This is a genomic window from uncultured Lutibacter sp. (assembly GCF_947493565.1).
GTDB lineage: Bacteria > Bacteroidota > Bacteroidia > Flavobacteriales > Flavobacteriaceae > Lutibacter > Lutibacter aestuarii.
The window spans coordinates 123,804-142,745 of sequence record NZ_CANLRG010000008.1 but is presented as its reverse complement, the minus strand read 5'-3'; the positions used below and the strand labels follow the sequence as shown (position 1 = coordinate 142,745).

Sequence of the window (18,942 nt, the reverse complement as noted above, 5' to 3'; positions counted from 1 at the left end):
TTTATTTGGCTTCAAATAAATTAGTAATTATACTTTCGGCATTAAACCATAAATAAAGTATAATAATTAATAATACTACCAACAGCATCCCTCTTTTATAATTTGGTTTTTTGCGTTTTTTAAATCGTTGACCTTCCATAGTATGTGCATTTAATAACTACTTTTTTATTGCTCGTAACATTTCTCTTTTTCCTGGAGGACCAGGTAGTTTTTCAACTAAAAAACCTACAGTTTGTAAAGCCCTTCTTACACTTCCTTTAGCACTGTAAGTTACTAAAACTCCATTAGGTTTTAAAGCATTGTACATTTTTTTAAAAATTTCTTCTGTCCATAATTCAGGTTGTACTCTTGCTCCAAAAGCATCAAAATAAATTAAATTAAAAATGTTTTTATCATTTATTTCATTAAAAAGCTGCTTTCTTTTGATTAAAGAAAATGATTTAGAGATGCGATGTTTTTCTTCCCATTTTTGCTGGTGTATTTGTTTAAAAATGCTATTAAATGTTATGGCATTTAATTGTGAAACATAATTTAATTTTTCAATTTCATCAAGAGCAACAGGGTAAGCTTCTATACCAACGTAATCTATTACCAAACCTGTTTTAGGTGCTTCTAAAAAAGTAATAAAACTGTTTAAACCAGTTCCAAAACCAATTTCTAAAATAGAAATGTGTTGTTTGGAAAATAATGACAACCCATTTTTTATAAATACGTGTTTAGCTTCTTGGATTGCTCCATGTTTTGAGTGGTATTGCTCATCCCAATCAGGCAAGTGAATGGTAGAAGATCCATCAGAGGTTATAATTATTTCTCTTTTCAATATTTAGTTAATAAGTAATTTTTTGATTCTAGGAATGGGACCTGTACACGTTGTTTTATGACACGCAATGCAAGAATTTACCATGAGGTTAAATTGTTCTTTAACGTTTTCTTGTGAAGCGGTAAAAATAGCTTGCTGATTTTTAATAAATGTTTTTGAAAAAACTTCAAAACTTTCAGTTCTATCTTTAGGGTTTGTTAAAACAGCAGAGTGAATATCTAAAAATTTAATCGAAAAATCGCCAATAGCTTCTTTGTTAACAATCTTTTGTTTAAGAGTCTCATTGGTTTTATACATTTCTTCCATCAGTAAAGCCATTTCAGAAAATTCATACATTACCAATTCTTCATTCGGATTTTTTAATTCTTTAGCTTTATTTGAGTTACAAGCCAAAAACAGTCCAAAACTTATAAATAAAATAATAACTTTTTTCATTATTCTTTCATTAACACACCGTTAGCCTCAAAAGATAAAGTGTATTTAGGTTCCGTAATTTTTGAAATTTCTTCTTTAGATTTACCAGCATCTTCAGCAAAATGGCGTAATTCTTCAACGGTGGTAGTAGTTACAAAAGCTTTTCCGTTAACAATTACTTCTCTTCCATCTGAATTAAGAGGCATGAAAAAGCCATAATCTTTAAATTTCACAAATGATTCTTGATTATTTCCTAAATCTAAATTCATCCAACAACCTTTGCTTTTACAAACAGAATTGATTTTAGAACTAAATTTTACATGGATAGTATCTCCTTCTTTTAGTCCTTTATAGTTGGTTGCCATTTGCTCTTTCGATATCACATTACTATCATTAATTGTATCTCCAAAAGAAAGGTAGGTAATCTGTTGTTTTTCAATATTTTTATTGTTTTCATTTTTACATGAAGCTAAAAAAAATAAAGCCAAAACTACTAATATGGTATTTTTTCTCATTTCAATTTATTTAAATTCAACATTTTAGGCAAATATATTAAAAATAAGCAATTAACTTAAGTGAGGTTTGAAATTATTAATTAAAAAAAATAAGTAATTTTGTTTAAATTAAATTTAGACGTGTTATGGCTTTACATATAGAAAAAATTGAAAAATCAAAAATTTCAGAAGTTGATTTTAACAACTTAAAATTTGGTCAGGTTTTTACAGACCATATGTTTGAATGTGATTATGAAAATGGTGAATGGCAAACTCCAAAAATTAGACCTTATCAAGCACTTTCTTTTGATCCTTCTGCTAAAGTATTTCATTACGGACAAGCTGTTTTTGAAGGAATGAAAGCTTATAAAGATGATAATGATGATGTTTGGTTATTTAGACCAGACCAAAACCAAGAACGAATTAATAAGTCTGCAGAGCGTTTAGATATGCCTCCTTTTCCAAAAGATTACTTTTTTGAAGGATTAACAACATTAATAAAAATGGATAGTGATTGGGTTCAAAAAGGAGCTGACAACTCATTGTACATTAGACCTTTTGTTATTTCAACTGAGAATTGTGTATCTGCATCCTCATCCAACAAATATAAATTTATGATTATTTGTTCACCAGTACAAGCATATTATGCAGGGGAAGTAAGAGTTGTTTTTGCAGATAAATATAGTAGAGCGGCTAATGGTGGAGTTGGTTATGCAAAAGCTGCTGGTAATTATGCAGCATCATTTTATCCTGCAAAATTAGCAGCGAAAGAAGGATATCAACAAGTGTTATGGACCGATGCAGCAAATCATGAATTTTTGGAAGAAGCTGGTACTATGAATGTGTTTTTTAGAGTTAATGATACCTTATTAACAGCTCCAACAAGTGATAGAATTTTAGATGGAGTAACACGTAAAAGTATCATTCAATTTGCTGAAGATAAAGGAATAAAAGTAGAAGTAAGACCAGTTAGAGTTACTGAAATTATTGAAGCTGCTAAAAAAGGTGAATTAAAAGAAATGTTTGGTGCTGGAACCGCAGCGGTAATTAGCCCTATTTTAGGATTTGCTCACAAAGGTGAAAAATTTGAACTCCCTAAGATTGACGATAGCTACGCTTCTTTTATTAAAAAAAGTATTACAGATATTCAACGAAATAAAGCTGAAGATAAATTTGGTTGGAGATTTCAAGTGAAATAAATCAAATCATTTTTAGAAATCTTGTCTAAAATAATAAGTTTTTATACATTGCATACGCTTAAACAATCGGATTTTTATCCGATTGTTTGGCATATTTATTGGTTTTAATTTAGTAAAATACCATTTATGACTACCTTAGAAGAAGCTAAAAATAAGTTACAAGAAAAAGGGTTTTTAGATGTAGAAACCCCAAAAGATATTAATTATGTTGAAGAAATTAATAGACTTAGAAAGGAAAAGAATGCAGTAATTTTAGCTCATTATTATCAAGAAGATGCCATACAGGATATTGCAGATTTTGTTGGAGATAGTTTAGCATTGGCTCAAAAGGCAGCGACTACAAATGCAGATGTTATAGTTTTTGCAGGGGTTCATTTTATGGCTGAAACAGCTAAAATCTTGAACCCGACCAAAAAAGTATTATTACCAGATTTAAAAGCTGGTTGCTCTTTAGCAGATTCTTGTCCTCCAGCTGACTTTGAAGCTTTTAAAAAACAACACCCAAATCATTTAGTTGTTTCGTATGTGAATACTTCAGCTGAAATTAAAGCTTTAACAGATATTGTTTGTACATCGTCAAATGCAGAGAAAATTATAAATTCGATACCTAAAGAACAACCAATTATTTTTGCACCCGATAGAAATTTAGGCGCTTGGTTAATTAAAAAAACAGGTAGAGATATGTTGCTTTGGGATGGAGCTTGTATGGTTCATGAAGCATTTTCAATTGATAAAATTTTAAATTTATATGCTGAAAATCCAGAAGCTGAAATTATAGCACATCCAGAGTCTGAAGCTCATTTACTAAAAGTAGCCAAATATGTTGGCTCAACTTCTGGGTTATTAAATTATGTAAAAACTAGTAAAGCTAAAACTTTTATTGTAGCAACTGAGGTTGGTATTTTACATAAAATGCGTCAAGAATCACCAGATAAAATTTTAATTCCTGCACCTGTAGAAGACGATAACTGTAATTGTAGTGAGTGTTTTTATATGAAGATGAATACGATGAAAAAATTATATTTGTGCTTAAAACACGAACTACCTAATGTTGATGTTGACCCAGAGCTAAGTAAAAAGGCACTAGTCTCAATTGAACGCATGTTGGAGCTTTCCAAATAACCATTTATATGAATGAATGCTGAAAAAAAGATACATAAAACTGATTTTTTAATTATTGGTTCAGGTATTGCTGGACTTACATTTGCTTTAAAAACAGCAACTCATTTTAAAGACGCCAAAATTACTATAGTAACTAAAAATGAAAAAAATGAATGCAATACCAAATATGCTCAAGGAGGTATTTCAACAGTTTGGGATAAAACAGTAGATTCATTCGATCAACACATAAAAGATACTTTAATTGCTGGTGATGGTATTTGTGATGAAGAAGTTGTTGAAATGGTGGTAAAAGAAGCACCTAAACGTTTACAAGAACTTATTGATTGGGGAACTAAATTTGATAAAGATAAAAATGGAACCTATTCTTTAGGTAGGGAAGGAGGTCACTCACAAGATAGAATTTTACATCACAAAGATATTACTGGAGCTGAAATAGAAAGAGCTCTTATTGAACAAGTTGAAAAATTTGAAAATATCAATTTTTTAACATACCATTATGCAATTGATTTAATAACTGAGCATCAGGTAAAAAAGAAACAAACAAAACGACAAGAGAAAATTACTTGTTATGGAGCTTATGTATTAGATGAGAAAAAGAGCATTGTTAAAACTTTTTCATCAAAGGTTACAATGTTGGCATCAGGTGGTATAGGTCAGGTTTATATTACTACAACTAACCCAGTAATTGCAACAGGTGATGGAATTGCTATGGCCTATAGAGCAAAAGCTGAAATATCAGATGTTGAATTTATACAATTTCACCCAACAGCACTGTACAATCCAGGAGAATACCCAGCGTTTCTTATTTCTGAAGCAGTTAGAGGTGAAGGAGCAATTTTAAGAGATTTTAATGGAAAACGCTTTATGCACAAATATGATGAACGGGAAGAATTAGCTTCGCGTGACATTGTTGCTCGAGCTATAGACAGTGAACTTAAAAAAAGTGGAGCTCCTTATGTATATTTAGATTGTACACATATTAATTTTGAAGAATTTCAGAAGCATTTCCCAAATATCACTGAAAAATGTATGAGTTTAGGGATTGACGTGAGGAAAGACTTTATTCCAGTATCACCAGCGCAACATTATATTTGTGGAGGTGTAAATGTTAATAAAAAAGGAAAAACCTCCATTAAAAACTTATATGCAAGTGGCGAAGTTACTAGGTCGGGGCTTCATGGAGCAAATAGATTAGCCTCTAACTCATTATTAGAAGGGTTGGTTTTTTCACATAATGCTTTTGAAAATTTAAAAAAACGTTTTTCAAAAATTAAATTTCCGAAGCAAATACCTGTTTGGAATGATAGTGGTGTTGTTAAAAACATGGAAAAAATATTAATTACTCATGATAGAAATGAAGTGAAGACAATTATGAGTAATTATGTAGGAATTGTACGTTCAAATGAACGATTATTACGTGCAGAAAGAAAATTAAAAGTTTTGTATGAAGATAATAAAAGATTATACGATCATTCCGAACTATCGGTAGATTTGTGTGAGCTTAGAAATCTTATTACTACTGCATATTTAATAACGCAATTTTCTAAAACTAGAAAAGAAAATAAAGGTGGCTTTTATAGTGCTGATTTGGTAAATGAGTTGTAAAATATAATTGTCAATATGTGATAATAAAAAAAACCGTTCATATGAACGGTTTTTTTATTTTTTATTTACTCATTTCAGTAAAATATTTATAAAATAATGGAATGGTTTCAATACCCTTTAAGTAATTGAAAACCCCAAAATGTTCGTTTGGAGAATGAATGGCATCGCTATCTAAACCAAATCCCATTAAAATAGTTTTGCTTTTAAGTTCTTTTTCAAATAGAGCAACAATTGGTATACTTCCTCCCGAACGTTGAGGAATTGCAGGAATGCCAAAAGTTTCTGTGTAAGCTTTATTAGCTGCTTGGTATCCAATATTGTCAATTGGAGTAACATAACCTTGACCTCCATGATGAGGTGTTACTTTTACTTTTACAGCTTTTGGAGCTATACTTTCAAAATGTTTTATAAACAAATCAGTAATTTCTTTCCAATCTTGATTTGGAACTAAACGCATAGAAATTTTTGCATACGCTTTACTTGCAATTACTGTTTTGGCTCCTTCACCAGTATAGCCTCCCCAAATACCATTAACATCTAAAGTTGGCCGAATTGAATTTCTTTCATTTGTTGTATAACCTGTTTCTCCATATATATCATCAATATCTAAAGCTTTTTTATAATTTTCTAATGAAAAAGGAGCTTTGGCCATTTCAGCTCTTTCTTGAGACGATAATTCTTCAACCTTATCGTAGAAGCCAGGAATAGTAATATGATTATTAGAATCATGCAAAGAAGCAATCATTTTTGTTAACACATTAATTGGATTTGCAACAGCTCCTCCATATAAACCAGAGTGTAAATCTCTGTTAGGGCCAGTAACTTCAACTTCAACATAACTCAACCCTCTTAATCCAGTAGTGATAGATGGTTGTGAATTTGAAATCATTCCAGTATCTGAAATTAAAATAACATCGTTCGCAAGTTTTTCTTGATTTCGTTCTACAAACCAAGCCAAACTTGATGAGCCAATTTCTTCTTCACCTTCAATCATAAATTTAACATTACATGGAAGATTCCCAGTTTTGGTCATGTATTCCAATGCTTTTACATGCATATACATTTGACCTTTATCATCACAAGCGCCACGCGCAAAAATGGCTCCGTCAGGATGTTTTTCTGTATTTTTAATAACAGGCTCAAATGGAGGAGAAGTCCATAATTCTATAGGATCAGCAGGTTGAACATCATAATGTCCATAAACCAAAACAGTAGGTAAATCTTTATTTATTATTTTTTCTCCGTAAACTATTGGGTAACCTGGAGTATCACATATTTCAACGTGGTTGCAGCCAGCTTTTTCCAAAGCTATTTTAATAGCATCGGCAGTATTTAAAACATCTTGACTGTAAGCAGAATCTGCACTAATAGATGGGATTTTTAGTAATTCAATAAGTTCATTTATAAATCTGTCTTTGTGTTGACTGACGTAGGATTTAATATTTTCCATTAAAATTAAAATTTATTTTATTCAAAAATACACATTTTTATCTGATTTAAAATTAATGAAAAAAATATGGAATAACTACTTTGCATTTTCTAAGTATTGTGTATATTTGCAGTCCAATTTCGCGGCTGTGGTGGAATTGGTAGACACGCTAGACTTAGGATCTAGTGCCGCAAGGCGTGGGGGTTCGACTCCCTTCAGCCGCACAAAAGCCTCTCAATATTGAGTGGCTTTTTTTATTCAGGTACAACATAGGTACAACATTTTGCTGATTTTAAAATCTAATTTAAATTGATATCAAATCTTAATCTTTAATACTTAATTAAATTATTAGAATGAAGTTGTAATTATAATTATTAAAGTTTAGGTCTTGATCGTATCCCAAGATTATTTTTTATTGAATAACTCTTTGTTTTTGGAGAGATTATAAAACCATTACCTTTATAATATATAACCTCATTTTGATTATCAAATCTTTTTCCATAAAAAGAGAAACCAAATAATGAATCAGTAAAATCTTTTTCAATTAAACCATACCCTTTATTGTTCCAAATAAGACCATTACTAAAAGAATCAATCCTATTAATTAAATACTCAACTCTTTCAATCTTTAATTTTTTATTATTGTAGTTTGTAGTTATTTGATTTAGATTAAGTTGATTATTTCTCTTACAAGATGTAAAAGACAAAGCAAGTAGAATTATTAAGCTATTTCTCATATCTTTTAATTTATTGTTTTTTTATCATTTTTAATACCCGATCAATAAGTACATCATCTATTGATGAATTCTTTTTCAGTTGTTATGATTTCAATACCTGGTTTAATGCCATGGTCTTCAATTAAATCTCCTTCAAGGGTATAGGCTTTCCATGATGGTAAGTAAACTTTAATGCCATTTGAGAGATCATAGGCCTTAGGATTTCCTGAAGCTCCATAGGTTGTCATACCCACTACTTTGGTGTTTGGCAATGTTTTCATCATTAAAATAAAAGACTCATTACTACTCATTACAGCCGAACTAGACAATACGTATACGTTCCCTGAATAGTTATGGTTTTTTTTGTTAGGATATATTTTTTATGTGACTTTTTTAATTCAAATTTAATAGGTGTTTTACTTGCAAAACCTGTCTCAGCTAAATTTGGTAAGAAAAATACTTTTATGGGTACTATGATTTTAGCTGTAATATTTAGTGTTGCTTTTTATTGGGTACACCCAAATGATGTGGAACTTACTTTTGGATTGAATATAATTATAGGAATTACAGCTGGTATAGTTTTACCACTTAGCTTATTTTGAAGCTTTTAAAACTAGTAATCCTGTCCTGATTAAATGTTACATATATTTTATAATTATCTAAAAATGACAAAATAATTAGGTGCTACATCTAACTAATGATAGATAATATTACAATAATTGTTCGAGAACTTTCTCCGTCTTTTGTTAGTTACATTTACTTAAAAAAATAATCTATATTTGTTAGCAACATTTAAACTTGATGAGTTATGAAAGCAAAAGAAAATCTATTTTAATTTTATTATTTTGTTTACCTTTTTTCACATAAGTTGTAGCCCTAATAATGATAAGACAGAGGAATTTAAAGAAGGTAAACTTATTAATAATATTAGACCAAACAATATAAAATGATTTTCGATAAGAAATCTTATTCACAGTTTGCTGTAATTCTAAATCAAATATATAGGGTACTTCTTATGAGACTATATACCTTCTGGTGGAGCAATACGAATCAAAGGCTCAAATCTAGTCATTGTGTCTGACTTAGATGGTGATATTGTATTCTCTGATTATAGGGAATGAAAATTTAAAACAAAATAATTATGTTTGGAATAATAAACTTTGAAACTTTTTTAATAGCTGGACTAATTTTGAATTTAACGCCTGGAGCAGATACAATGTATATACTTGGAAGGAGTATTTCTCAAGGGAAAAAGGCAGGGGTTTTATCTGCGTTGGGAATATCAACAGGAGCAATTTTTCATATAATTTTTGCAACGTTAGGGCTCTCTATAATTCTTGAAAAATCTGCCATAGCTTTCGAAATAGTGAAGTACGTTGGTGCTGCATATTTGATATTTTTAGGGTTTAAAGCGATTCTTAAAAAGCCAGATGAGAACTTTGAATTAAGTAAAGAAAATCAAGTTACTAATTATAGAAAAATTTATATTTCTGGAGTCTTTACTAATATTCTGAATCCTAAAGTAGCATTATTTTTTCTTGCATTTTTACCACAATTTATTGATCCAAGTTATGAGGTAAACTATTTACCTTTCTTGATTCTAGGAATTACATTTCTAACAACAGGAACAATTTGGTGTCTAATTTTAGCTTTGTTCGTGTCCAAATTGTCGAATCAAATTCGAAAAAACTATAAAATAAAAAATTGGTTGGATAAAATAACAGGCGTACTATTTTTAACACTTGGGATAAAGCTAGCATTGACAAAAAAATAATTGTTAACATGAATGATAGAATGATATGTAATTGGATTGAAAGTATAAAATAAAGCTCAGTCTACAACAAATATTTATATAATTTATACTTAAATTTGAGCTAATAAAAAACAATAAACATTCAACAAACGGTTTGTTATCACTGAAAACCTCCGATTTTTCAGTCGTGCAAATCTTATAAGAAACTAGTTGTGTGTTATTTAATCAAACTGAGTGAGCTACCAAGAAAAACATACCAAAGGATTTATTTCCAACTTCATAAAAAGTTTTTGGGAGTTTGAGACTTGCGAAAATGAATGCTACTATGAAATACTTCCAGACGGATTTTTTGACCTGATTTTTGAAATTAAAAATGGGCAAATTACCAAAGTATCGTTGACAGGAGTTTGGACAAAACAAATTCAAATCTCGATACCAAAAAATATCAAATTGATTGGCGTTTGCTTCAAACTGATTTCAGCTGAGTATATTTTTAAAAAGTCAATCAAAGAACTTAAAAACACAACAACAAACTTGCCAACTAATTTTTTTGGCTGTGAAAATTTCGACTTTGGAAATTTCGAAAAATTTACCGATTCAATAACCGAAAAATTAAAATACGGACTCAAAAACCTAAAAGAAATTGACAGTAGAAAATTTGAACTTTTCAAGATTATTTATGATCGAAAAGGTGAAATTTCAGTCCAAGAAATTTCAGAAAGGACTTTTTGGAGCAAACGGCAAATTAACAGATATTTTAACAGTCGTTTCGGTTTTTCACTTAAAACATTCTGCAATATCTTAAAATGTCATTCATCATTAAAACATATTGCAAATGGTAAACTTTTTCCAGAAAATAATTATTACGACCAAGCCCATTTTATCAAGCAGGTAAAGCAGATTACAGGCTCGACACCAACTAATTTGTATTTGAACGAAAATGACCGATTTTTACAATTGACCACCATTCAGACAACGTAAATTTGTGTTTTCAACTAAAAAATAAAAAAATGAAAGCAAACAAATTAACCCCCAATTTTGAGGTAAAGAGTATTAGAGAAACCATTGAATTTTATCAAAACGTTTTAGGTTTTTCATTGGTAATAGTGGTTCCCGAAACGCAGGATGGAATTGAACAATCATTGACAGGCGGAAAGAATTATGTTTACGCCTTGGTGAGTAAAGACAATATAGAAATGATGTTTCAGCGGACTGACAGCTTCAAACAAGATGTTCTTCTAGCAAAAGACATTTCAATGGGAGCAAGTGTATCGTTCTATATGGAAATTGACGGAATTGATGACTTTTACAAGCAAATAAAAGACGAAGGTTTGAATCCAACCGAACTGAAAACGGCCTGGTACGGAATGCGTGAATTTTATCTAAAGGACAATAATGGTTACATACTTGGATTTGCTGAAAAAAGTGAGTAATGGACATAGAAACTTGCTGAAATTTATTGTCTTTCGCTAATAGGATGATAGAAAAAATGTCATTTTATAAAGTTACTTTGGTGTTTTCTGTCGAAGACAAAATATTCACTTCAACCAATGTGGAGACCTTTGAATTTATCAATGTAAAATGCAATCCAAAAATATTTTGGAGTTTAGGGAAAAACATGAAGAAGTAATCCCAGGCTGCTATACGAACAAAACGCATTGGAATAGCATTTTGACTAATGGAAAAGTAATTGATTACAAATAGAAAAAGAGAGGGAATTATCAATGTTGACGAGATGAATTTCTCTACGTAATATCATAACCCAATCCCTCTCTTTTGTTCTTTCTGATTAGTAGTTGAAATTAATGAATTGTTAACTTAGGCTATATAAAATTTACGCTTACATTTAAGCTAAAATTGAAAGGGTAAATGCATTAATAAATTTTATAAAAATACATTAATATTAATTTGAGAGCAAAAAAACTTTAGATTATGATTTTATCAATTTTACTAAGTACTGTACTAATTGGACTTGGACTAATTCATTTTAATTGGGTTGTTGGAGGTAAATTTGGTTTTGAGGCATCATTACCGACAAAAGAAAGTGGAGAAAGAGTTTTGAATCCAAAAAAAATTGATAGTGCCATAGTTGGAATTGGATTAACAATATTTGGAATTTTTTACATTCTTAAATCTGGAGTTATTGAGTACAATCTACCTAATTGGATTATAAAATATGGAAGTTGGATAATTCCAATAATATTTCTTTTGAGAGCAATTGGAGAATTTAAGTATGTTGGGTTTTTTAAAAGTGTAAAGAAAACAGATTTCGGGAAATTGGATACAAAATTATTTTCGCCTTTATGTTTTATAATTGGAACAATTGGGATTTTAATTGAACTTATGAAATAAAACTGGTACTACCTAAAAGTGATAACTCTATTTATTAGTATAATGCATGCTTCAAATTCTGGTGTTTGTAATTAAAATTATATATTATGAAAATTTCAATTAGAATTATATTATTTGTATTTGTCATTATCATTTTTTCAAACTTAAGTTTTTTAAATTTAGGATATAATAAAATCCTTAATTTATATAATTTTCAAACAAAAAACAATGAATTTAATTTTATTTTATTGAAAGAAAAGGGGAGAAACATAGAGTTGATGAATAAAAAATTCGAATTATTCAAAAAAGAAAACCCTTAGACATCAGACACAGTTATTTTTAGAGTATTTGAAAGAAAACCAATAAAGTTTTGGAATTGGTATAAATATTTAACGGATGAAATTTATAAATACCCTCTTCTCAAAGAAGAATAATTCTAAAAAAATAAATTTACCAATCAAACAATAAACAAATATAAAAGTACCTTATTTTTGAATTAAAATAGGGGCAAATGTATATAATATAAGCATATAACAAGTAGGCATAATTTAAAAAAAGAAAATCGTAACTGTAACAATTTAAATAAACAATTGTCTTTACAAAAAAACTTTAACTGTTCAAAAATGAAATATAATTTTTTATTAATTGTAATCACAATACTAATCAATTCATTAAAAGCTAATTGTCAAAATGAAATAACAAAACAGTTAGAGTATGGCGAATACCCCGTTGGCTACAAAGTCATTCATACTTATGACCAAAGTAGGTCTTATTTAAACAAATATGATTACTATAAAGCAAGAACCAATAACCCTATTGGAAGGCCAATGCAAATATCTGTTTGGTACCCTGCAAAAAAAATTAATTTTTCAAAAAGAATGAAGTATAAAGATTATATTGGATATTGGGCATCAGAAACTGATTTTAAAAAAAACACTCCTAATAATAAAATAGATGCAATTAAGAACTTCATAAATCAAACTGAAACTACAAAGCAAAATGTTATTACTAATCTTTTAAATGAAAAAACTCATGCTTTTTTAAATGCTGAAGAGGTTGAAAAAGATTTTCCAATAATTATTTATGCTCCACCTATGAATAGCTCTGCTTCAGATAACAGTATTATCTGTGAATATTTAGCTAGTAAAGGGTATATTATATTTTCTGTTATGGCTAAAGGTGAATATACTTTATTACAAACCAGAACACTTAGAGATGTACATACGCAAGCAGAAGACTTAGCTTATCTACTAGGCTTTGCTAAAAGAAAGCACAAAAGTGAAAAAATTGGCACTTTTGGCTTTAGCTTAGGGGGATTATCAAATATCATTTTTGCTTCAAAAAATAAAGACATTGATGCAACTATTTCATTAGATGGATCAATTATGTCTCAAGGATGGTTAGATTTAATTAAAAAAAGTGAATTTTACAATCCTTATGATTTTTCTTCAAATCTCTTATTAATTGGAAAAAACCTAAAGAACCCTGAACAAAATCCTTCTACTTTTTATGATAAGGTTAAATATTCTAATAAAGCCTTAATAAGATTTAATCATAACAAACATAGTTATTTCTCTGGCTTAAATTTATTGTATGAGACGACTACAAATGACTCGCTATCTTTATCTGAAAAAGGAATGATCTATAACTTTTATATTGAAATGACTAGTTATATTGGAGACTTTTTTGATGCAAACTTAAAAGGCTTTGATTCATTCAAAGAAAAGGATAAAAAATTATATGAACACAGTTTCACTTTTGAGAAAGGACTAAAGAAGCCTTTAAACCCATCTTCTATAGGTCAACATATTTCTGATAATGGATTTTATTACACTGAGAAAATAATAAATGAGATACTTAAGCACGAAAAAGAGTACTTAACAAAATTAGATTGGCGAGAATTACTTCAAACTAGTCTTTATCTTCAAAATAATGCAAGATTAGATGAAGCTATTGAAACCCTATTATTATCTAATAAAGCATTTCCAAATTGGTATCTCACCAATTATAACTTAGGAAGGTTATATCTGGAAAAAGGAAACAAAAACAAAAGCGTTAAATATTTTAAAATAGCATTAGAGGATAACCCAAGACATTTGGAAAGCTTAAATTCACTAAAATTATTAAATGAAAAAATACCTGATTATCATCTTAATAAAATAAATAATATTACACCTTATCTAGGAAAGTATATTGTAGATAAAAAAAGAAACCGAAGAATTTATTTAGAGGATAATAAATTATATTTAGAATCTAATTATTGGGATGAACCTCTTGAAATATGGCCATTTACTAGAACCTTATTTTTAGTTGAAAGTGACAACCCTAGATATAATATGCAAATTTTATTTGAACTTGATGAAAAAAAAGCTGTTAAATCTCTTTCAATAAGAGGGCTAAACTCTGGCAGAATCAATTCCCCTAATATAAAAGAGTAATAAGTTATTATGGATAAAACTATTGCCAACACCGTATATAATTTATTGATAGTTCTAGTCTACTTACGAAAATCTTCGCGAATTTTCTATTCGGTTTGTATTTGCTAAATTAGTTGCTTAAAGCACGCAACTAATTTTATATAAACACGTTACCACACATAATGACCCGTCCTGAATTAGTAACTGATACTTATTGTTTGGAATTTATTACAATAAGAGGAATAGGCAGGGTGTGTGAAATTGACAATCAAATTGTTGGATTTTCATTAGTGGACTTAATAGAAAATAATATTTGGGCACTATTTGTACACCCTAACCATGACAAACAAGGAATTGGAAGACAATTACACGACTTGATGTTAAATTGGTACTTTAATAAAACTTCTAAAAATGTTTGATTGGGAACTGCACCAAACACAAGAGCAGAAATTTTTTATAGAAAATCGGATTGGAAAAAAGTTGGAACTCACGGAAAAGGAGAAATAAAATTTGAAATGACATTTGAAAACTGGAAAAATAAAAGTACAGCAAGTAATAATGTATAACCAAAATTGTTGGATTCACTAAAATAGAATAATTCTAAACCTTAAAATGAGTATATTTAACAAGCAAAAAATTGCACTATTAAAACAATAAGCACCATAAAAAGTACATTTATTCTTTAATTAAAATAAGATAAAAAATTATTTGATATAAGTATATATCAGGTTGGTATAAATTATGAAAAAGATATCCATATTAATAATATTACTCAGTCTCTTTAGCTGTAATTCAGAGAAAAAATCGAACAATGAAACAATAGAATTTGATTTAATTGGATTTTACGAATATAAAAGTAACGAGTTAGCTGAAAATCATTACATAGTAATTGACACATTAGACAACAAATTAAATGGATTTTATTTCGGAACTGAAAGTTCAGATGAACACGGAGTCTTTTTCTATAAAGTCAAAATGAGTAAACTGATTATTAAAAAAAATAATATTCAATTTGAGATTGGAGAAAGGAAGCTTTATGAGAACTCTCAAATGAAAATAATTAAAACACAAAATCAACTTGACAGAGAAATTTTAATTGGAACCTCAAAAAATATTTTAAAATATAGTGGAGTGATAACTAAAAGTGGATTTGAACTAAACTGTGAATCTGAATTTAATGATTGTTTGGGAGTCAAAATGAACTTTATAAATAAAACAGAATAAAATTAACGTATGCCAACAATACCTAATAATTCAGTGTGGCTTTTCGTTTAATAAAAAAAGTTTGTTGTATTTTTAACCACCTTGATTTCAACAGTGGAAAAGTCTCCGACATTTTCCATGCCGAAATCAGAGCTTATACTGTTGTACACAAGCTGAATCCAGCCGTATATTTTAGCACTTTTGGTTTTTCCCTTTGCTAAATTTCAAAGTTCAAAAACTAAAAGAGTTAAAATTCCAACAACATTGAATTGCTAACCTTAGTATGTAGTAAGAAATTAATATTAAACTTACTTTGTGCTAACTATAGTATACTTAATGAACACAGAATTATCCCTGAATTTTGGAAAAATAATTAGGGAACTTCGAAAGGAAAAAGACATCTCTCAAGAAGAACTAGGTTTTCGTTCAAACTTACATCGAACATATATTAGAATGATTGAACGAGGAGAAAAAAACATTTCTCTCGAAAATATTGACAAATTAGCGAAAGGGCTTGATGTATCTATGAAGATAATATTTGAAAAACTTAACAAAATACATCAATGAGAATTACTTTTTTAGGACAAGGAATAGAACCCATTGGACGTTTTTTTGGAAAAGATTGCAATGTAATGGGCGAGGTATTACTTTCTCGTCACGATTTATTTTTAAAATACCGATTTAAAACGCATTGCACTACCAACTTGAATGCTAAAGAACTTGAAGAACATTATGGAAATCGAGTGCGTTCAAGAATGCAACAGTTGTTTAATTTGGTAGCTTTTGATAGGGGGAGTGGGGATAAGAGAAACTAGTCAAAGGTTTGGCACTAAAATAATGTATTGCCAAATCTTTGAATTTTAATTTACGAAGACTCTCAAATAAACAATGTTGAAAAACTCCAATGCTTTTTGTAACTTAATACCAGTTTTATACCTTATAGTAAAATGTGTAATTGGATGGTTCAGTTTAATTAGTAATTAGATAGGGATATAAATAATAGGGTATTTTAAAATTTATCTAAATATTGCGGAATATAATCCCTAAAAAATAGTATATTTGGGGATTACAATCGCTAATTATGATAAAAAGAGACTTAGAAAAATTAATTGTTAATCGTTTTGGTAAAGGTAAAGCTATTCTTTTAATTGGTCCTCGCCAGGTAGGTAAAACTACTCTTTTTAATAAATTATTAGAGGATGAAGAACATCTATTTCTTAATGGCGATGATCCAACGGTTAGAAAACTACTTACGAACCCTAATATAGAGCAGCTTAAAAATATTATAGGAAACTATAAAGTTGTGTTTATTGACGAAGCCCAACGTATTGAAAATATTGGTCTAACACTAAAGTTAATCACAGATCAACTTAAACTTGTTCAACTGCTGGTAAGTGGTTCGTCTGCTTTTGAGCTCAATAACCAAACACAAGAACCCTTAACTGGAAGAAAATGGGAGTATCAATTATATCCTATTTCGTGGAATGAGTTTGAAGATAATGTTGGTTATTTAAAAGCACAACAACAACTAGAGCTTCGCGTTGTATACGGAATGTACCCAGATGTTATCAATAACTTTGGGGATGAAAAAGACATTTTAAAACAATTAACAGATAGTTATCTTTATAAAGATATATTGAGTTATGGGGGTATTCGCAAACCTGAAATTTTAGAAAAGTTATTGCGCGCATTGGCATTTCAAATAGGCAGCGAAGTGAGTTATAATGAACTTGCTCAATTACTAGGTATCGATAAAAAAACTGTCTCTAATTATATTGATTTACTTTGTCAAGCCTATGTCGTTTTCAAATTGCCAAGTTTTAGTAAAAACTTACGAAATGAAATAAAAACCAATCAAAAAATATATTTTTATGATACAGGCGTTAGAAATATGATTATTGGTGATTTAAATCCGTTAGAAGTTCGTCAGGATAAAGGTAATCTTTGGGAGAATTTTTTAATAGCAGAAAGATTAAAATACAACGCCTATACTAGTTCATTATCTAAAGGCTATTTCTGGCGAACCGTGCAGCAACAAGAAATTGATTATGTGGAGGAAAATGCAGGAAAAGTTACAGGATTTGAAATAAAATGGAATCCAAAAAGTAAAATTAAAATTCCTAAAACGTTTGTAAATACCTACAATACAGAAGTGAAAGTGATTACGAAAGAGAATTTTAGGGAATTCTTAAAATGATAAATTAATTTTTTAAAAAATCTTAGGTTTTTGAAACCAATTTCCAAACATACTTAAGTTAAGAGACAGCTTATGAAAATTTTCTTGGATTAAACCCCTATCGGTTGTTCCTTCTTTCCCATAGGAATAGTTTAAATTTATAAAAGATGAAAAGTTACTTTTTGAGGTGGGAAGACCTAGACCTAAAGAAAAACTATAACGATTAATATTTTTATTATTGATGTTTAAGTAGCCAGAATCATAATTTATACCAGCTCTGTATTTGATTCTACCAAAATAGCTAGTATGATTAGAAGGAGATTTAAATTCAATTCCAATAGCATATATTGATTGATTGATATAGGTAGATGCATTATTGGTTTGATTTGTGTTTTCCCAATATTTTATTCTGTAATCAACGTTTATTAAAATTTTTTTATTTAATTGAGAGCTAATTCCGAAACCCAATTTTAAGGGTAAGTTAAAATCATCTGCATTTTGGTTAAATTCACTAGAAATTATCCTACTTGATTTTGTGCCTACAGTAGCTTCAGCTCCTCTTAATATGGTTGGGAAATTAATTGTAGCACCAAAGGTTGTTTTACTGCCTAAAGTGTATTGAACTCCTAAAGTTGCACCTAAACTAAAATAAACATTTTTATCATTTAAATAAGTAGAGCTTAAACCGTAATTTAACCACTGTTCTTGACTTATTGATCCGAATAAACCAACGAATTCAGTTCCGAATGATAAATTATTGTTAATTTTAAATCCATGCCCCCAAAAGATTTCATTAATGCCTCCTGAACCAATAATTTTTGTTTTGTAATTATTAATACTGCCTTCAATGGGTTGTATTATGTCTATTTCATAATTAACTTTACTATATGGTTGTATGCCTATGCTCATATTCCAATATTTATTAATTGGAAAAGCCATGGCTAAATGAGTAAAATTAAAATTGTTTTCTTTTTGACTTACATCACTATCAAATTTCAATGAATAAGTGTTGTTAAAACCTAATTCATATAAAAAAGAATTTTTTTTAATTGTTGTTAATGAGGAGGGATTTGATTTATTAATTGTGGTTGAGGAAGACCTATAAGCAATACCTGAATTTCCCATTGCTGAAAATCCTCCAAAAAAATTTAAATTCTCTTTTCCAATGCCATAAATTGAATATGGAGAGCTAAAATCACTTTGTGCATTTAAAGTTAAGTTTATAGAGAAAATAAAATATAAGAGAATAGTTTTGGTTTTCAT

The 18,942-nt window shown here is 29.2% G+C and carries 22 protein-coding genes, 1 tRNA gene and 1 pseudogene; 16 read left to right on the top strand and 8 right to left on the bottom strand.

Annotation, left to right across the window (positions count from 1 at the left end; all coding sequences use genetic code 11):
* Window position 1 precedes the first annotated feature (1 nt).
* Genes Q0714_RS11540 through Q0714_RS11525 form a run of 4 tightly spaced genes read right to left on the bottom strand, consistent with a single transcriptional unit; the run spans window position 2 to window position 1,749 of the window.
* On the bottom strand, window positions 2–139 hold the full coding sequence (locus Q0714_RS11540) for a hypothetical protein (protein WP_298265181.1): 138 nt from the start codon (window positions 137–139) through the stop codon (window positions 2–4).
* 18 nt (window positions 140–157) lie between these two features.
* The gene (gene mnmD / locus Q0714_RS11535; RefSeq protein ID WP_298265179.1) at window positions 158–820 is read right to left on the bottom strand and encodes a tRNA (5-methylaminomethyl-2-thiouridine)(34)-methyltransferase MnmD; all 663 of its coding nucleotides are present in this window, start codon (window positions 818–820) and stop codon (window positions 158–160) included.
* A 3-nt stretch (window positions 821–823) separates the two neighbouring features.
* Window positions 824–1,255: a hypothetical protein gene (locus Q0714_RS11530; RefSeq protein ID WP_298265177.1), complete on the bottom strand. Its 432-nt coding sequence runs from the start codon at window positions 1,253–1,255 to the stop codon at window positions 824–826.
* Complete coding sequence (locus Q0714_RS11525) at window positions 1,255–1,749, bottom strand: DUF4920 domain-containing protein (protein WP_298265175.1); 495 nt, start codon at window positions 1,747–1,749, stop codon at window positions 1,255–1,257. Before Q0714_RS11525 ends, Q0714_RS11530 begins: the two co-directional genes overlap by 1 nt.
* Before the next feature lie 125 nt (window positions 1,750–1,874).
* Here Q0714_RS11525 and Q0714_RS11520 point away from each other — a divergent pair, with 125 nt between their 5' ends.
* From Q0714_RS11520 to nadB, 3 genes are all read left to right on the top strand, one after another.
* Window positions 1,875–2,927 carry a branched-chain amino acid aminotransferase gene (locus Q0714_RS11520; protein ID WP_298265172.1) on the top strand — a complete coding sequence of 351 codons (1,053 nt, stop codon included), beginning with the start codon at window positions 1,875–1,877 and terminating at the stop codon, window positions 2,925–2,927.
* 126 nt (window positions 2,928–3,053) lie between these two features.
* On the top strand, window positions 3,054–4,049 hold the full coding sequence (gene nadA / locus Q0714_RS11515; RefSeq protein ID WP_298265170.1) for a quinolinate synthase NadA: 996 nt from the start codon (window positions 3,054–3,056) through the stop codon (window positions 4,047–4,049).
* Between the two features lie 12 nt (window positions 4,050–4,061).
* Window positions 4,062–5,654 carry an L-aspartate oxidase gene (gene nadB / locus Q0714_RS11510; RefSeq protein WP_298265168.1) on the top strand — a complete coding sequence of 531 codons (1,593 nt, stop codon included), beginning with the start codon at window positions 4,062–4,064 and terminating at the stop codon, window positions 5,652–5,654.
* Between the two features lie 61 nt (window positions 5,655–5,715).
* Here the strand turns inward: nadB and Q0714_RS11505 are convergent, their stop codons facing one another.
* Complete coding sequence (locus Q0714_RS11505) at window positions 5,716–7,104, bottom strand: dipeptidase (RefSeq protein ID WP_298265166.1); 1,389 nt, start codon at window positions 7,102–7,104, stop codon at window positions 5,716–5,718.
* Between the two features lie 121 nt (window positions 7,105–7,225).
* Between Q0714_RS11505 and Q0714_RS11500 the strand changes: the two genes are divergently transcribed.
* Window positions 7,226–7,307: transfer RNA gene (locus Q0714_RS11500), tRNA-Leu, on the top strand.
* Window positions 7,308–7,457: 150 nt separating this feature from the next.
* On the opposite strand, the gene Q0714_RS11495 is transcribed toward Q0714_RS11500, so the two are convergent.
* Both Q0714_RS11495 and Q0714_RS11490 read right to left on the bottom strand, forming a co-directional pair.
* The gene (locus tag Q0714_RS11495; RefSeq protein WP_298265164.1) at window positions 7,458–7,820 is read right to left on the bottom strand and encodes a hypothetical protein; all 363 of its coding nucleotides are present in this window, start codon (window positions 7,818–7,820) and stop codon (window positions 7,458–7,460) included.
* Window positions 7,821–7,873: 53 nt separating this feature from the next.
* Complete coding sequence (locus tag Q0714_RS11490; protein WP_298265264.1) at window positions 7,874–8,176, bottom strand: S41 family peptidase; 303 nt, start codon at window positions 8,174–8,176, stop codon at window positions 7,874–7,876.
* On the opposite strand from Q0714_RS11490, the gene Q0714_RS11485 reads away from it, so the two are divergent.
* The 12 genes and pseudogenes from Q0714_RS11485 (at window position 8,153) to Q0714_RS11430 (ending at window position 17,700) form a co-directional block, all read left to right on the top strand.
* Window positions 8,153–8,401 (top strand): MFS transporter, encoded by a 249-nt coding sequence (locus Q0714_RS11485; protein WP_298265162.1) that lies wholly within the window; start codon window positions 8,153–8,155, stop codon window positions 8,399–8,401. The genes Q0714_RS11490 and Q0714_RS11485 overlap by 24 nt on opposite strands.
* A gap of 539 nt (window positions 8,402–8,940) precedes the next feature.
* Window positions 8,941–9,573 (top strand): LysE family translocator, encoded by a 633-nt coding sequence (locus Q0714_RS11480; RefSeq protein WP_298265160.1) that lies wholly within the window; start codon window positions 8,941–8,943, stop codon window positions 9,571–9,573.
* Between the two features lie 213 nt (window positions 9,574–9,786).
* Window positions 9,787–10,533: a DUF6597 domain-containing transcriptional factor gene (locus tag Q0714_RS11475; protein ID WP_298265158.1), complete on the top strand. Its 747-nt coding sequence runs from the start codon at window positions 9,787–9,789 to the stop codon at window positions 10,531–10,533.
* A gap of 29 nt (window positions 10,534–10,562) precedes the next feature.
* The gene (locus Q0714_RS11470) at window positions 10,563–10,985 is read left to right on the top strand and encodes a VOC family protein (protein WP_298265156.1); all 423 of its coding nucleotides are present in this window, start codon (window positions 10,563–10,565) and stop codon (window positions 10,983–10,985) included.
* Window positions 10,986–11,484: 499 nt separating this feature from the next.
* Entirely contained in the window at window positions 11,485–11,904 is a 420-nt protein-coding gene (locus tag Q0714_RS11465) for a DUF3995 domain-containing protein (RefSeq protein WP_298265154.1), read from the top strand.
* Between the two features lie 602 nt (window positions 11,905–12,506).
* Window positions 12,507–14,321, top strand: a complete 1,815-nt coding sequence (locus Q0714_RS11460) for a hypothetical protein (protein ID WP_298265152.1) — start codon at window positions 12,507–12,509, stop codon at window positions 14,319–14,321.
* A gap of 161 nt (window positions 14,322–14,482) precedes the next feature.
* Entirely contained in the window at window positions 14,483–14,719 is a 237-nt protein-coding gene (locus Q0714_RS11455; RefSeq protein WP_298265150.1) for a GNAT family N-acetyltransferase, read from the top strand.
* The gene (locus Q0714_RS11450; protein ID WP_298265148.1) at window positions 14,720–14,866 is read left to right on the top strand and encodes a hypothetical protein; all 147 of its coding nucleotides are present in this window, start codon (window positions 14,720–14,722) and stop codon (window positions 14,864–14,866) included.
* A gap of 175 nt (window positions 14,867–15,041) precedes the next feature.
* Window positions 15,042–15,524 carry a hypothetical protein gene (locus Q0714_RS11445; protein WP_298265146.1) on the top strand — a complete coding sequence of 161 codons (483 nt, stop codon included), beginning with the start codon at window positions 15,042–15,044 and terminating at the stop codon, window positions 15,522–15,524.
* Window positions 15,525–15,839: 315 nt separating this feature from the next.
* Entirely contained in the window at window positions 15,840–16,070 is a 231-nt protein-coding gene (locus tag Q0714_RS11440; RefSeq protein WP_298265144.1) for a helix-turn-helix transcriptional regulator, read from the top strand.
* 20 nt (window positions 16,071–16,090) lie between these two features.
* A pseudogene (locus tag Q0714_RS11435) lies at window positions 16,091–16,318 on the top strand (ATPase); the annotation flags it as partial.
* Between the two features lie 266 nt (window positions 16,319–16,584).
* Window positions 16,585–17,700 carry an ATP-binding protein gene (locus Q0714_RS11430; protein ID WP_298265142.1) on the top strand — a complete coding sequence of 372 codons (1,116 nt, stop codon included), beginning with the start codon at window positions 16,585–16,587 and terminating at the stop codon, window positions 17,698–17,700.
* A gap of 12 nt (window positions 17,701–17,712) precedes the next feature.
* Here the strand turns inward: Q0714_RS11430 and Q0714_RS11425 are convergent, their stop codons facing one another.
* A complete protein-coding gene (locus tag Q0714_RS11425) occupies window positions 17,713–18,942 on the bottom strand; it encodes a hypothetical protein (protein ID WP_298265140.1) in 1,230 nt (409 codons plus the stop codon).